This is a genomic window from Rhodovarius sp. (genome assembly GCF_040399605.1).
In the GTDB taxonomy this organism is placed as follows: domain Bacteria; phylum Pseudomonadota; class Alphaproteobacteria; order Acetobacterales; family Acetobacteraceae; genus Rhodovarius; species Rhodovarius crocodyli_A.
Map to the genome: position 1 here is coordinate 1 of NZ_JBBARU010000078.1, position 14616 is coordinate 14616.

Annotated in this window: 15 protein-coding genes; 6 read left to right on the plus strand and 9 right to left on the minus strand. The window is 66.6% G+C overall.

The genetic code is table 11. The features are described from left to right. A partial coding sequence (locus tag ABWP84_RS15585; protein WP_353212965.1) for a hypothetical protein occupies positions 1–263 on the plus strand: 263 nt, incomplete at its 5' end. A 177-nt stretch (positions 264–440) separates the two neighbouring features. Next, positions 441–1166 (plus strand): hypothetical protein, encoded by a 726-nt coding sequence (locus ABWP84_RS15590; protein ID WP_353212966.1) that lies wholly within the window; start codon positions 441–443, stop codon positions 1164–1166. Between the two features lie 253 nt (positions 1167–1419). Here the strand turns inward: ABWP84_RS15590 and ABWP84_RS15595 are convergent, their stop codons facing one another. From ABWP84_RS15595 to ABWP84_RS15605, 3 genes are all read right to left on the minus strand, one after another. Continuing rightward, entirely contained in the window at positions 1420–1821 is a 402-nt protein-coding gene (locus ABWP84_RS15595) for a hypothetical protein (RefSeq protein WP_353212967.1), read from the minus strand. Between the two features lie 337 nt (positions 1822–2158). Further along, entirely contained in the window at positions 2159–3424 is a 1266-nt protein-coding gene (locus tag ABWP84_RS15600) for an AmpG family muropeptide MFS transporter (protein ID WP_353212968.1), read from the minus strand. 40 nt (positions 3425–3464) lie between these two features. After that, positions 3465–4859, minus strand: coding sequence for a PfkB family carbohydrate kinase (locus tag ABWP84_RS15605; protein ID WP_353212969.1), 1395 nt, complete (start codon positions 4857–4859; stop codon positions 3465–3467). 374 nt (positions 4860–5233) lie between these two features. Between ABWP84_RS15605 and ABWP84_RS15610 the strand changes: the two genes are divergently transcribed. Then, positions 5234–6091, plus strand: coding sequence for a hypothetical protein (locus ABWP84_RS15610; protein ID WP_353212970.1), 858 nt, complete (start codon positions 5234–5236; stop codon positions 6089–6091). Next, positions 6091–7281: a hypothetical protein gene (locus ABWP84_RS15615; RefSeq protein ID WP_353212971.1), complete on the plus strand. Its 1191-nt coding sequence runs from the start codon at positions 6091–6093 to the stop codon at positions 7279–7281. The genes ABWP84_RS15610 and ABWP84_RS15615 overlap by 1 nt, the downstream gene beginning before the upstream one ends. 15 nt (positions 7282–7296) lie before the next feature. Here the strand turns inward: ABWP84_RS15615 and ABWP84_RS15620 are convergent, their stop codons facing one another. From ABWP84_RS15620 to ABWP84_RS15630, 3 genes are read right to left on the minus strand one after another with little or no spacing between them, the layout of a single operon-like run. Next, positions 7297–8199 carry an ABC transporter permease gene (locus tag ABWP84_RS15620; protein WP_353212972.1) on the minus strand — a complete coding sequence of 301 codons (903 nt, stop codon included), beginning with the start codon at positions 8197–8199 and terminating at the stop codon, positions 7297–7299. Beyond that, positions 8196–9149, minus strand: a complete 954-nt coding sequence (locus ABWP84_RS15625; RefSeq protein ID WP_353212973.1) for an ABC transporter permease — start codon at positions 9147–9149, stop codon at positions 8196–8198. Before ABWP84_RS15625 ends, ABWP84_RS15620 begins: the two co-directional genes overlap by 4 nt. A 9-nt stretch (positions 9150–9158) precedes the next feature. After that, entirely contained in the window at positions 9159–10772 is a 1614-nt protein-coding gene (locus ABWP84_RS15630; protein ID WP_353212974.1) for an ABC transporter substrate-binding protein, read from the minus strand. A gap of 136 nt (positions 10773–10908) precedes the next feature. Between ABWP84_RS15630 and ABWP84_RS15635 the strand changes: the two genes are divergently transcribed. Then, positions 10909–11625, plus strand: a complete 717-nt coding sequence (locus ABWP84_RS15635) for an aspartate/glutamate racemase family protein (RefSeq protein WP_353212975.1) — start codon at positions 10909–10911, stop codon at positions 11623–11625. Here the strand turns inward: ABWP84_RS15635 and ABWP84_RS15640 are convergent. From ABWP84_RS15640 to ABWP84_RS15650, 3 genes are read right to left on the minus strand one after another with little or no spacing between them, the layout of a single operon-like run. Beyond that, on the minus strand, positions 11591–12211 hold the full coding sequence (locus ABWP84_RS15640) for a sugar transferase (protein WP_353212976.1): 621 nt from the start codon (positions 12209–12211) through the stop codon (positions 11591–11593). The genes ABWP84_RS15635 and ABWP84_RS15640 overlap by 35 nt on opposite strands. Further along, the gene (locus ABWP84_RS15645; protein WP_353212977.1) at positions 12204–13412 is read right to left on the minus strand and encodes an O-antigen ligase family protein; all 1209 of its coding nucleotides are present in this window, start codon (positions 13410–13412) and stop codon (positions 12204–12206) included. Before ABWP84_RS15645 ends, ABWP84_RS15640 begins: the two co-directional genes overlap by 8 nt. Next, positions 13412–14248 carry a hypothetical protein gene (locus ABWP84_RS15650; protein WP_353212978.1) on the minus strand — a complete coding sequence of 279 codons (837 nt, stop codon included), beginning with the start codon at positions 14246–14248 and terminating at the stop codon, positions 13412–13414. The genes ABWP84_RS15645 and ABWP84_RS15650 overlap by 1 nt, the downstream gene beginning before the upstream one ends. 118 nt (positions 14249–14366) lie before the next feature. On the opposite strand from ABWP84_RS15650, the gene ABWP84_RS15655 reads away from it, so the two are divergent. After that, positions 14367–14616 (plus strand): NTP transferase domain-containing protein (locus tag ABWP84_RS15655; RefSeq protein WP_353212979.1); only part of this gene is annotated, 250 nt, incomplete at its 3' end.

Sequence of the window (14616 nt, forward strand, 5' to 3'; positions counted from 1 at the left end):
CGCCCTGGCCGCCATCGTCATCGTCATCTTCTGGATCAATGAGTCCTGAGCCTAGATCATCATCCGTTCAAACGGAATCGTTTGAGCGGATAAACATGCTGGCCATGGCGGCGATATTGGCGGTAAGCGGCCCGGCGCGTGTGGGCCGCAGGCAATACTCGATGCTGTATATCCGTCATGTGCGGACGAAATCTGTGCTGTCGAAACCGAAGACGGTTAGCTCGCCCCGAGATTATGTTGTTGCCGGTTGCGCCTTGCCATGAGAGACTGCGGTTCGCGGCGGAAAATTCATTCTGTAGAATTAATTAGTAATTTAAAATAACGCTTTGATGCTTTCAGCCATAATATGATATACTAGTTTATTTAGGAAATTTTATATTTATCTCGTTTTATCTTGTAATTTGTCTCGATTTGATTCGAGTAAGGCAGTTTCTATTATTATGTTCATTAGGATTTTCGAAATGTCTTTGCCCCCACCCCAAACCCTCGACGCGATAGCTGAAGTGATAGGAGGTCTCGGAAATAAATTAAACGCCCCAGAATTTAATTTATTCGATAAATTATACCTTTCAATGACAAAAGTCCTAAAAGGGCTCGTTGCAACTGGAGTTGATAAGGGGCTTCAGATAGGTACGACTGCACTTGTCGCTCCTGGTTCTGGTGTGACTCTTGGTGTCGGCATGGCGTCGGTGACAATGTTCACTGTCGGGGCCGCCCTGGCGCCCTGGATAGGCGCCGCTACTATTGCCTATCAAGCTGATGGAATATTTGCGTTAATTGATCTCAAAAATCAGAGCAACCCCGGCGGGCGAGGGCGCTATGCCTGCAGTTGTCAGAAATGTGCTGAAGGACTACAATATATTATCGATAAGAAAGAGACAAAAGTTGCTATTGTGGCGGTATCTATTTTTACGGCCGGCGTTCCAGCATTAATTGCTGGGATGAATTCTTTTCGGAAAAAATTCCAAAAAGGTCGACCTAAGGAAATGTATTCAAAACAATTTTGTGAGTCGGCGCGCGGTGGATGTAAAACTGCTATCGCAACCATCATGATGTTGAGTGGAACATGGCCAAGTGACAAGCCACCCAGCCTAGAATTGATGTCAGAGACGGTATGCATCATTATGGCGAATAATGGCTGGGAAAGATTAAAGGCGCATTGGTGATGGCGTTCAGGCGCTGAGGCGCCAATGATCTGCGGTGCAACGGCCCCAAGCCCATTTTCCACCTGGGCTTGGGCGCTCTTTTCTGAAATGGCCGGCTGGTGCGGTTGCTGCCGCTGCTGACCCGGGCGGTTGCCCAAAGCCATTTCCCCGAAAGCAAAGACGGCAGGCGCCGTGCTCAGCCGCAAGGCTTGAAAATGCTCTAGATGTTCATCGGCCCCATCGATGGGCCGGGCCAGAAGCTGGCCGCTACGGCTTACAGCGGGACGCAGCGCACCACATTCTCATGGCCATGGGCCAGGGTGGCCATCGTGCCATCTGGGCAGGACGTCTGGTTGCCGGCGGCCGGCATCAAGCCGCCGCTCCAGCGCATGGCCACCTGGCGGGTGCCGCCGCAAACCCGATGGCCATTGGAGACGGTGCAGGCTGCTGTCACGCGGGTGGTGGTGCCGCGCTGTTGGGTGGAGGCGAGGTTGGCACGGTGATAAGGCGCCGATGGCTGCCTGGCCACGCGCGGCGCGATGGTGGGGGCGGCGGGCCGGGTGGCAGCAACAGGTGCCGGGGCAGCCGAGCGGGGCTGATTGCGCAGAGCGCTTTGGTCGTTGCGCGCGGCCTCGGCCGGCGCGGCCATGAGCAAGCCCAGGGCAAGAATCGACATCACTCCGTAACGCATATGACCCCCGTTAGATGTCCGTTATGTTTGTTTCGCCATATTTCGGAGGGTGTGGCAAGCCTTGATGTGTTTGGGCAGGTTTAATCTGGCCGGTCCAAGCGCCTCGCCTGGGTGGCGGGCCTGGTGCCGCCTCTGCGCCCGGTGCAGCCCGGGCGAGACCGCCTTAACCGGCATTTTCGGTGAATGGGTGCATCGGCCATGGCTGAAGCATTGCCCAAAAACCGACCCATAACCGGCGCTGGACCACGCTGCGTTCACTGCGCGAGGTCCAGCCATTGCTGCGGGAATGATTGAGCGTTTTCGGCCAATCCGCCTCTACGGATCATGCTCTGGCGGGGCCTAGCGCCTCTGCCGGCATTCGCCGGAGCAGCCATAGCATCATGGCCAGCGCCGGCAGCGCCGCCAGCGTGGTCAGCACAAAGAACCACCCCCATCCCAGCCCCGCCGCCAAAAGCCCCGAGCTGCCCCCCAGGGTGCGCAGCGGCACCGAGGCCAGTGAGGAGAGCAGGGCATATTGCGTCGCGGTGAAATTGCGCGCCGTCAGGCTTGAGAGGTAGGTCAGGAAAGCCGCATCGGCCAGGCCATCGGTGAAATTCTCCACCCCCACCTGCAAGGTCAGCATCGGCAGTGAACCGGGGAATTGCAGCAGCAGCAGGTACATTAGGTTGGAGAGCATCTGCGTCAGCCCTGTCAGCACCAGGGCCCGGCCGGTGCCGATGCGCGCCACCAGCCAGCCCCCCGCCAAAGCGCCTGCCAGCACCGCGAAGAGCCCGAAGCCGCCGGAAATTCCGCCCACCACCTCGCGGGAAAAGCCCAGCTCGCGATAGAAGGGCGCCGTCATGATGCCGGCCAGCGCCTCGCCGAGTTTGAACAAGGCGATGAAAGCCAAGATGGTGGCCCAATGCGGCCGGCGCAGGAGGTCGGCAAAGGGCTCCACCACGCCTTCGCGCAGCCTGGCCGCCCAGCCGCGCGGCGGCGTTTGGGCCCGCTGCAGCTCCGGCCCCAGGGCCACCGCCAGCAGCCCTAAGCTCAGCAGCGCGGCGCAATAGGCAAACATCCCGCCCCAGCCCAGCACCCCCACCAGCGAAAGCCCACCCGCATTGGCCGCCAGCAGCGCGCCGCGATAGCCCCAGACATAGGCTGCCAGGCCGAAGCCCTGCTCATTCTCCGCCAGGATTTCGATGCGATAGGCATCCACCACAATATCCTGGCTGGCGGAAAGGAAGGCCACCAGCACGGCGATCGCCACCACGGCCTGCGGCGCCACCGCCGGGTCGAACCACCCCAGCGCCACAATGGCCAGCATCAGCGCCGGAATGATCGTGGCCAGCCAGCCGCGCCTATGGCCCAGCCCCGCCAGAACCGGCGGCCGCAACTGGTCCAGCAGCGGCGACCAGAGGAATTTGAAGGAGTAGGAGAGCCCAATCCAGGCGGTGAAGCCAATGGCGGCAAGGGAAATCCCGCTCTCGGAAAACCATTGCCGGAGGGCAAAGCCGGTCAAGGGTAATGGCACGCCGGCGGAAAACCCCAGCAGCAGCAGCACGAAAAAACGTCGGTCACGCCAGAGCGGCGGGCGGGCATGGGTCATGGGCGCGGCGTATCAGCCCCGGTGCCGCCGCGTCCAGGCCTTATGCTGCCTGCGGGTGCTCAGGCCGGCACAGCCTGCCGCCCCATTCCGCCAGCAGGTTCTCGTCATCAAGGCCGAGCGGTACGGCGGCCGGCCCATGCACCAGGATATCCGGGCGGAACAGGCGAAGCAGCGCCTCATTGCTCTGGCCGGTGCATTCGGCCAGCAGGTCCACCATTGGCCAATCGGCCATGTTTATCCCGCCGCCGCCGCCCACCGCCACGAGAAGCCTGTCACACCAGCCGCGGGCCTCTTCCATCAGGGCGGAGCTCCAGGCCTCGCCGCCGCCTTCGCTCAGATGCAATAGGCCGATGCGCCAGCCGCGATGCCGCCAGCGCTCCACCATCTCGGCCGCATAGGCCACCGTCACCATCTTACGCTTGGCGTTCAGCCCCGGTGTCATCGCCTCGATCAGCTCATCATCCCGCACCACGGCGATGCCGGCCTTGCGGGTAACGATGGTGATGGCCACCGCGGCCAGCTCCGCTGCCGTGACCAATTTCAGCCCCGCGGCCAGGCTGGCGGCCAGCACGGCCACCACGGCATCTGAGGCGCCGGCGGGGTCGTGCTGGTCGGAGGCTTCGGCGCGCAGATGGAGCACCTCGTCCTGGCCATGCACCAGGGTCAGCCCATCAGGGCCGCGTGGCACCAGCACGGCGCCCAGTTTGTATGTGTGCTTGAGGGCAATGCAGGCCGCGGCCAATTCGGCCTCGGTGCCGACTGGCAGGCCGGTGGCGGTGGCCAGGGCCTCGGCCTCCGGCACGATGAGGTCCGCGCCGGTGAAGCGGGCGAGTTCGCCGCCCTTGGGCTCCACTACGACAGGCCGCCCTGCGGTGCGGGCGGCGGCGATGATGCGCGCCGCCACGTCACCGGAGAGCACGCCTTTTTGATAATCGCTCAACACCACGACGGAGGTGGCGGCCACGGCATCGGTGGCAATGCGCACCAGGCGGTCGGCCAAGCGGGGATGGATGGGGCTGGCCTGCTCATGATCGGCGCGCATCAGGTGCTGGCCGCTGGCCACGAAGCGGGTCTTTGTGGTTGTGGCGCGGCCGCCCTGCACCAGCAGCCAGGGCTCAACCCGCGGCTGGCCGCCGATCAGGCCGGTGAGGTCGCTGCCCGGCTGGTCATCGCCCACCACCGAGACGAAGGCCACGGCCGCCCCCAGCGCTGTGAGGTTGCGCACCACATTGCCGGCGCCACCGGGCAGGGCCAATTCGCGCTCCACCGCCAGAACCGGCACCGGCGCCTCGGGGCTGACGCGGCTGACGCGGCCATAGACATAGCGGTCGAGCATCACATCGCCCACCACCAGGACGGTGCCGCGGCGCAGCTGGCGCACGGCTGCCACGAGGCTATTGGCGGATTTGGCTGAAGAGGCTGCGCTTTTTGGCATCAGGTCTTTCTTTACGGCGGCCCTGTCACCGCAGGGACATATAAAAACATGACAATGGAAAGAAGGCCAGAGGAAGGCGGGCTGCTGCGGCATCTGCATCTACCATCCCGGCGAGGAAGCATCGCTTAACCTTTGCGCGCGCATGGTGGCGGGCAGAGATCGGAACCGTGATGCAGCCCAACCAGCAGCAGCCCCCCCAGCCCCAGTCCGCTATCTGGGCGAACAGGCCCGTCGCACCAGGCGGGCAAGCCATGCCGGCGGGAGGCCATGCGGCGCCGGCCCCCCGGCGCTCGGCCGCGCTGAGTGAGGCGTTGCGGCGGTGCCAAACCGATGGATCGGCGGGGCTCATGGTCGGGTGGGCGGAATGGCCGCAGATGGCCGCCAGCCTGCTGGAGGATGTGGCCCAGGCCACTGCTGGCCTGGTCTGGCGCCCACGCCAAGGCGGGTTTTGGCTGTTGGGCACCACGCCCGGCGCCGCTCGCGATACCCTGGCGCTGTTCGAGAGTATGGGCTGGCCCGCCCGGCTATTGCTCTTCCCGGCCGATATTGCCGTGCTGGAGGCTGCGCTTGCGGGGGATGCGGCGCCCTCTGCGCTGCCTGCCGCCGCCACGCCCGGGCTGATCGGCATCGAGGAGCGCGCAGAAGGGATGCCTGCCGGAACTGGCCAAAGCCTGGCCACGATATGGCGATGGCAGGCAGGCTCACCCAAACTCCTGGCGCAGCGCTGGATGGTTGAAGCCGAGGCCCTGCCCACCCCGCCGGGGCGCGACTGGGCAGGCCATGCCCATGGTCTGCTGGCGTCACGGCTGCTGGAGCAGGCGGCGCGCCTGGGCTGGCCTGCGGCGCGCAAGCACAAATGGCCGCTGCTGCTGGATATGCCATGGATGCCCCCGCCCAGGAGCCTGCCCGCGCCACCGCCGGGGGTGTGGCCGGGCGGGTGTGGCCATGCCCTTGTCCTGCCGCTGCCCGCCGCGGCCGAGGCGGGGGCATGGGTAGCCCTCGCAGCCGCCCATGGCTGGCAATTGGCCTGGGCTGGGCTGACGCCGGCTTTGGCCCATCTCGCCACGCCGCAACGCCTGCCGGGCCGGCTTTTCTTTGCCGAGTATAACCCGCTCGTGGCCAGTGCGGCCTGGCCAGCGCCGGAATGCCTGGTGCTGCAGGGCGGCGAGGGGCGCGAAGCACTGGATTTCGCCGCGAAACACGGCAGCAGCCTTTGCAGCAGGGTTTGCTGATGGAGGCGGCCCCCGCCCTGAACCGCATGCTGGGGTCATCCCAGCGTGAGGCCCTGGCCCTGGCGGCACTCGCGCGCGAATCCGCCGCCGCCGGGGTGGAGCAGCGGGTGATGCATCTGAGGCTCTCCGCTATTCCATCCAACCATAACCGGCTGCACCATCAAAGGCTGCTGCGGGAGGCGCTGCTGCCCCTGCTGAGGCCAACCCGCGCCAGGCTATATGATCTGCCCTCGGGCGATCTTGTCGCGGTCTCCCCGCCACCGGGTGAGCATTTGGATCTGGTGCGCGCCGTCATGCAGAAGCTGCTGGATGGGGAGGGTGAGGGCGCAGCCATCGCCCAGGAATTGCGGCTGCCACAGCAGGCGGCGGCATTGCTGGCGGTTGTGGAATCCGCCCTTGGCATGGGGGCCGAGCATTGGCCGGCTGCAGCCATGCCCGGCGGGGCCGAGGCAGCCGGTGCGCAACCCCAGGCCGCCGATATCCTGGCGGCCGAGGCCGCCTTGGCACAGGCAGACCTCTCGGTTCATCACCGCTGGCAGACCATCTGTCTTCTCGTCGATGGTGGCCCCGGCCCGCAGCCGCTATGGCGTGAGCAGCGTTTGCCGGCCGCCGATCTGGAGGCGGCGCTGCTGCCACGGCAATCCCTGCATGCCACCCCCTGGCTGCGCCGGCGGTTGCGCGCCCGGCTGGATAAGCGGGCCCTGGCACAATGGGCGCGGCCGGAGGAATTGCGGGGCTTCTCGCCCAGCGGGTTGCCGCTGCTGCCAGCAAGCCTGGGCGAGGAGGAGTTCCTGCGGCTTGATGCGGCCCTGCCCAGTGCCATGCGGCCGCAACTCACGCTCGGCTTCAGCCTGCCCGATATCCTGGCCGACCCACAGGCCTTTGCCATGGCCATGCGCTTCGCCCGCCTGCGCGGCTATGGCACTGCGCTCGATGATCTGGATGCCGGGCTGCTGCCCATGCTGCCCGAGGATAATTTCGGCCTGGGCACACTCAAGCTGCGCTTCAGCGCCGCCCTGCTGGCGCTGGATGGCCCTGGCCGCGCCGCGCTGGAAGCCGCCCTGCCGGCCGAGCGTGCGCGTGTGGTGCTGACCGGCGCTGATGAGCCCATCGCTATCGGCTGGGGGTGGGAGCGGGGGATCACCCGCTTCCAGGGGCGGGTGATCGAACAATCGCTCAGCCCGCCATAAGCCGGCGCGGTGGGTTCAGCCCTTCACATCCATCGCCTGGCGCATCCCGTCACTCACCAGATTGAAGCAGATGGAGGTGACGAAAATGCAGGCGCCGGGCAGCACGGCGACCCAGGGCTGCACATAGATCGCGGTGCGCAGCGTGTTCAGCATGAGCCCCCATTCCGCCTCGGGCGGGCGGGTGCCCAGGCCGAGAAAGGACAGGCCGGAGGCCAAAATCATGCACACCGAGATGAGCGAGGTGGCATAGATGAAGATGGGCCCCAGCACATTGCCCAGCACATGCACCCGCACCACCGTAAAGGCCGAAGCACCGGAAGCCCGCGCGGCATCGACGAAATCAAGGTTGCGCACGCCCTGCGTCACACTCTCTGCCACGCGGATGATCGGCGGCACGAAGACCAGGGTGAGCGCGAGGATAGCGTTGAGAATACCCGCACCCAGCGCGCCCGAAATCGCCACCGCCAGCAGCACCGAGGGGAAGGCATAGAAGACATCGGTGACGCGCATGATCAGCATATTGGTCTTGCCGCCGGCAAAGCCTGCCAGCACGCCCAAAAATGTGCCCATTACAAAGGCCAGCGCCACCGGTACAATGCCCATGAACCACGAAAGCCGGCCACCAAAGAGCAACCTGGTGAGGATATCGCGGCCGAGTTCATCCGTGCCCAGCGGATGATTCGGCGTGCCGATCGGCCGTAGACGCCGGATCATGCTGCCCTGGAAGGGGTCATGCGGCGCAATCAGCGGGGCGAAGATGATCGCCAGCAGCATGCACAGCAGGACAAAGGCGCAGAACATTGTCACCTTGTCGCGCCGGACGCGCTTGAACACGCCCTTCCAATACCCGTCGGAGCTTTGCGCGGCCTGGCGGGCCTGGATGGCGAGTTCGGCCTCAGCGGCGGTTGTCGTGCTCATGCGCGTTTGATCCGGGGGTCAAGGGCGGTTTGGACGAGGTCGACCAGCAGGTTCAGCGCTACGAAAAACAGGCTGAGCACCAGGATGGTGCCCTGCAGCACCGGGAGGTCACGCTGGAAAATCGCACTGTTGAGCAAAAGCCCGGTGCCGGGCCAGGAAAAGACGGTTTCAACCAAAATAGAGCCGCCCATCAGGTAGCCCAGTTGCAGCCCCAGCACCGCCAGCACATTCGGCGCCGCATTCTTCACCACATGGAGGAACACGCCCCAGCCGGTGAGGCCCTTGCCGCGCAGCGCCACGACGAATTCCTGGTTCATGATCTCGGCCACGATGCCGCGCACCGTGCGCGTCACAATGCCCATGGGAATGACCGCGAGGGTGATCGAGGGCAGCACGAGATGCTGCATATGCTCCCAATCCCAGGCCCAATCGGCGCTGCCGCCCGGCCCCGCGCCCATGGCTGGCAGCATGTTGAGCTGGACGGAAAAGATCACCACCAGCACCATGCCCAGCCAGTAATGCGGCACCGAAACGCCGGCCACCGCGATGGTCACCGCCGCGCGGTCCAGGATCGAACCGCGAAACGTGCCCGCCAGCCCACCCAGAACGCAGCCCAGCATAAAGCCGAGCAGCGAGGCCGAGGCGGCCAGGGTGAGTGTATTGCCGATGGCCGATTGCAGGTCGCTCCACACCGGCCGGCCGGTGGCGAGGGAGCGGCCGAGATCGCCCTGCACCACCTTGAGCAGCCAGATGCCGAACTGCACCGGCAAGGGCTTGTCCAGCCCGTAATCACGCCGCACCTGATCCACCACATCCTGCGGCGCATCTGGCGGCACGATCGCGTTGATCGGGTCGCCAGGGGCGATCTGCACCAGCATGAAGCACACGAAACCCACGGCAAGCGCGATGGGAACCGCGTAGATCAGCCGCCGGATGAGGTAGAAGAACATGGGCTATCCTTACTGAATGAAGGGCAGTCGAAGATCGACGAACCAGCTTTGCGGCTGCACATAGCCGCGCACGCGCGGGTTCATCGCCCGTGGTGATACGTCATGGGCGATCCAGATGAACAGCGCCTCCTCCACGCCTGCGGCATGCAGGCGGGCGAGGGCGGCGTCACGCGCGGCGGGTTCGAAGGAATTGCGCGCCTCGGCCACCATCGCGTCGAAGCGCGGGCTGTTGAAGCCGCCCCAATTGTTGGAGACGGGGGCCGCCATCTTGCTGTCCCAGAAGCGGACCATGGCGAAGAAGGGGTCCATGGCGGCGAAGGACACATTCGTCATATGCGCACCACGCGCCGAGGCATGGGCGCAGCCATTGCGCCAATTGGCGAAGAGCGTGTTCCACTCCACCACATCGAACTCGATATTGATGCCGACCTGGCGCAGATCCTGCTGCAGGAACTCGTTCATCGGCAGCGGCTGCATCTGGCCCGAGCCTGAGGCGGAGATCTGCACCTTCAGCGTCAGCGGCCGTTGCGGGCCATAGCCGGCCTCGGCCAGCAGGCGGCGGGCTTCGGCGCGGTCGGTGCGAATCTGGAAGCTGGGATTGCCCCACCAGGGGTGGCCGGGCGCCACGGTGCCCTGGGCGGGCACCATGAAACCACCCAGCAGCGTGCGCAGGCCCTCACGGTCGATGGCAAGGTTCAGCGCGCGGCGCACCCGCACATCGGTCATCGGGTTGCCGGCGGTGAAGCAGGGCTGCCAGGGCCAGACATGCGGCTGCAGGTTCTGGGTGATGACCATGTTGCGGCTGCGCATTTGCGGCACCGAATCCGGCGCTGGCGCCTCGATCCAATCCACCTGGTTCGACAGCAGCGCGGCGGTGCGGGCATTGGCCTCGGGGATGGGCAGCAAAATCACCCGGTCCAGCTTGGCCTTGGTGCCCCAGTAATTGTCATTGCGGGCCATTTCCAGACGCTCCCGCGGGACAAAGCGCGTCACGCGGAAGGGGCCGGTGCCGGAGGGGTTGGCGGCGAAGGCGTTCCAGGCGGCCTCGGCGCTGGGTTGGGCGGCGCGCATGGCGGCCCAATGAGTCGGGCTGGCCATGAACAGATTGGTCAGGTTGATCGGCAGCAGGCTATCGGGCTCGGAGGTGATGAGGGCGACGGTGAATTCGTCGATCACCTCGGCCCGGCGCAGCGTGGGCATGCGCGAGGCGGTCAGGCCGACCTGGCGCGGATCGAAATGTGGTGCCTCACGGTCGAGCACCTTGCGCACATTCCACACCACCGCTTCGGCATTGAAGGGGCTGCCATCATGGAAGCGTGCATCGCGGCGGAGGCGAAAGGTCCAGCGGGTGCGATCATTGGCATCGACCGACCATTCGGTGGCGAGGGCCGGCAGCACGACCGAGGGGCGCTCGGCAGAGGAGAGATCCCACTGCGTCAGACCGTCATAAAGCGGAATGCCGGTGAAGCGGTTACCCTCAAAGCCCTGGTCAGGCTGGCCATGGGTGAGCGGAATATCGGCGGCGGTCATGCCGATGCGCAGCGTGCCCTGTGCGGCGGCGGGGGCCGCGCTGAGCGTGGGAAGCGCGGCCGCACAAGCGGCCAGGAGAAGGCGTCGAAGCATGAGATATCCCCGGGGTTTGTTATAACTGGCGTTGCTTGTCATGCCCTTTCGCTTTCGGCGCGGCAACATGAATGCGCGCAACAATGGGGGCTTTGGGCTTGCCTTTGCCCAGCACTCAGGCATGGACTGCACAGTCATGAAGCTGCTTCTCATCAACGGCAACACCAATGCCGCCATCACCGACCGCGCCGTGGCGCATACCAGGGCGGCCCTGCCCAGGCTGGGGCTGTCCGGCACCGTCGTCGGTGTTACCGCCCGTTTCGGCGCGCATTACATCGCCACCCGCGCGGCCTCAGCCATTGCCCAGCACGCGGTGCTGGACGCGCTGGCCGAGCATGGGGCGGGGCATGATGGCGTCATCATCGCCTGCTTTGGCGACCCTGGGCTGGAGGCGGCGCGTGAGCTCTCCACCCTGCCGGTGGTGGGCATGGCTGATGCCTCGCTGACCATAGGCTTCCGCCAGGCCAGCCGCATTGCCTTCATCACCGGCGGTGCCGCCTGGGTGCCGATGCTGGAGGAATTCTGCCTGCTGCGCGGCTATTCGCGCGAGCAGGTGCTGGTGCGCGCGGTGGCGCCCGATGGCGGGATGATCGCGGCCGACCCGGATGGCGCCATCGCCCTGCTGGCCCAGGCGGCGCGCGATGCGGCGGCGGAAGGGGCGGGCGCGGTGGTGCTGGGTGGCGCGGGGCTGGCGGGGCTTGCCCCCCGGGTGGCGGCAGCCAGCGGCATCGCGGTGCTGGACAGCCTGGATTGCGCCGTGCTGGCGGTGGCCGAGGCCGTGGCGCAGCCTTCACCCACACCCACGCCCAGCAGCGGCCTCAGCCCTGCGCTGGCGGCGCTTCTGGCGGGCTGATCTGCCTGCCGGACAATGCCGGCATGGTCGCATGGCCCTTTGCCGTTACGCCGCGGCCCGAGACGACCAAAACCGCGCAGGCCAGCATGATCCGCAGGTCGAGCCCCAGTGAGAGCCGCAGGGCATAGGCGGCGTCCAGCCGCAGCCGCAATGGCCAGGGCACCGCATTGCGCCCCGCCGCCTGCGCCAGCCCGCAAAGCCCTGGCCGCAGCCGCAGCCGCGCCCGCTGCCGATCAGAATAGAGCGGCAGATAGGCCATGGGCAGCGGCCGGGGGCCGACCAGGCTCATCTCGCCGCGCAGCACATTCCACAGTTGTGGCAGTTCATCCAGCGCGCTGGCCCGCAAGGCGCGGCCGAAGCGCGTGAGCCGGGCGGCGTCATCGCCCGGGCCATCGCGCATGCTGCGCAGTTTCAGCACCTGAAAGGGTTTTCCGTCCTGCCCCGTCCGCTCCTGGCGGAACAGCACCGGGCGGCCCAGCGCCAGCAGCACAGCCAGCGCCGCCAATGCCAGCAGCGGCGCGGCCAGGAGGAGCAACAGGGTGGCACCCAGCACATCCAACGCCCGCTTGCCGCATCGCCTATACATGCCGGCGCTCGACTGCGAGCGACAGGGCGAGGCCTAGTGCGAACCAGGCCATACGGTTGGACAAATCGGTCGAGACCATCACCGTCACCGCCACCGGCAAGACGAGCGTGCCAATCGCCACCGCCCGCTCCGGTGCCACCCGCGGCAGCCGGGCCAGCGCCACCAGCGCTGCCCCGCCAAAGGCCAGCAGCCACAGCACCAGCCCGGGCAGCCCGCCCTCTGTCAGGGCCTCCAGCGCGTGGTTATGCGGGTGCATGCCAGGGTCGGCGCCAAAACCCGCTGCCTGGGGAAAGCCGCCCGGGCCGATGCCCATGCCATCGACCATGCGCAGCGCGGCCCGCCACATCGCCACCCGCTCCTCCGGCCCATCGGCGGGGTCGCCCAGGATGCGCTCGATTGTGCGGATGCCGTCAAAGCGCCCTGGGTCGGTGAGCACGAAGACCAGGCCTGCCAGGGCGCTGAGCAGCATTGCTGCCAGCCACAGCATGGCCCGGCCAGGCGTGCCGCGCAGCCACAACAACAGCGCCGGCATCAGCACCACCACCCCGCCCATGGCCAAAAACGCCGCCCGCCCCCCGGGAATGAGTGCCGCCGCCGCCAGACCCAGCAGCAATATGCCGCGCAGCGCCAGCATCAGCCGCCCCCGCGCCACCACCAGCCCGCTCGCCACCAGACCCGCTGCCGTGGCCACCGCCAGGCCGACAAGCTGATATTGCACCCGGGTGCGGGCCGGATCGGCGCCAATCGCGCCACCCAGCACCACGGCATGATTGGCCACGCCCCAGGCCACCGCCGCCCCGGTGAAGACCCCCAGGCAGATAACCGCGCGGGTCAGCGCCCGACGGCCGGCCGCATCGGCCCCGACCAGCAGCCCCGCCACCAGCATCACCGGCCCAACCAGCACAATGGGCACCAGCTTGGCCGTGGCGGCATTGCCATTGACTGCCCAACAGGCCGCCACCACCCACCAGAGCCAAAGCCCTGCCGCGCCCAGCAGCGGCAACGCCAGCGCCCGGCCGAAGCGCCAGCCGCCGCCGGCCAGCAGCAGCGGCAGCAGCCCGCACAGCGCCAGCCCGCAGACCAGCGTGAGGTCAAAAGGCAGCCCGGCCAGGGCTGGCGTGGTCTTCAACGCGCCGGCGAATTGCAGCAGCGCCGCTGCGATACCGGCCAGCCCTGCAAAGAGCGGCGCGGTGGGCAACATCACGCCCCCCCCGCGCGCAGCAGCAGCAGCAGGCAGGCGGCCACGACCATGCAAAAGATCGGCACCACCACCGCCAGCAGCACCAATAGCAGCGGCCGGTTGGGCACCGAGGCGCGCAGCTCCACCATCGGTGCCGAGACCAGCCTGGCGGCCACTGCCTCATCGGCCAGCATCACCAGCGCGGCGCGCTCATGCTGCGCCAGCAGGTCATACAGGGTGTTGCGGGCGAAGGCGTCGCGCTCGGTGGCGATGGAGGCCTGCAGCAAGGTGATGCGGCGGCGTGCCATATTGGCCAGATCAGCGCGCACCTTGGCCTCGCCGAAGCGATGCAGCCGCTCGAGCATATCGAGCGCCAGCAGCCGGTCATACCAGGGTAGTTCCACCGTCCAGCTTACCGTGCCGCCATCCTGGGTGGGGGAGAGGGCGTTTTCCAGATAGTTCTGCACGTCATCGGCATCGGCGGCGATGCGCAGATCGAATAACCGGCGGAGCTGCCCGGGCAGGCCGCTCCCCCGCCGCTCTGTCATCTGCGCCAGGATGGGGGTTTGTGCTGCGAGCATCCTCGCCGCCTCCATCGACCGCAGCGTGCCGAGATAGACGCCAAAATTGCCGCCCGGCCGGCTGTCCAGCAGCGCGGGTTGCAGCATTGGCACTGGGGTGAGCAGGGTGGAGGTGGCCATAGCGGTGGTCTCGGCCGGTGCCAGCACCATTTGCGCCACGAAGCTGCGCGGCCAGAACCAGACCAGCATGGCCAAAGACGCATAGAGCAGCAGGGCGGCGAGCAGCAGCCGCCACCGCCAGTTCCAGATTCCCCGGATCAGGGCCTCCAGGGCCATTCTGCCACCGCCAGTTTATATTCCAACGCAGTTAAGAGGTATGGAGTGGGGAATTGCAACCTTTGCGCGAAGGCCTTCTCCCCTTGCACGCGGCGCAGGCCAGGGGCAATGGCCGGTCATGGCCACGCCGCGCATCCTGCCTGCCGATCAAGAGCCTCGCAGCCATACCTTTGGCGTGGTGCTGGCGGGCGGCCTGGCCCGGCGCATGGGCGGTGGCGACAAGCCGCTGCGCCTGCTCGCCGGCCGGCCGATGCTTGACCATGTGCTGGAGAGGCTGCGCCCGCAGGTGGCGGCCCTGGCGCTCAGCGCCAATGGCGACGGGGCGCGCTTCGCTGCCTGGGGCCTGCCGGTGCTGGCCGACCCGCTGC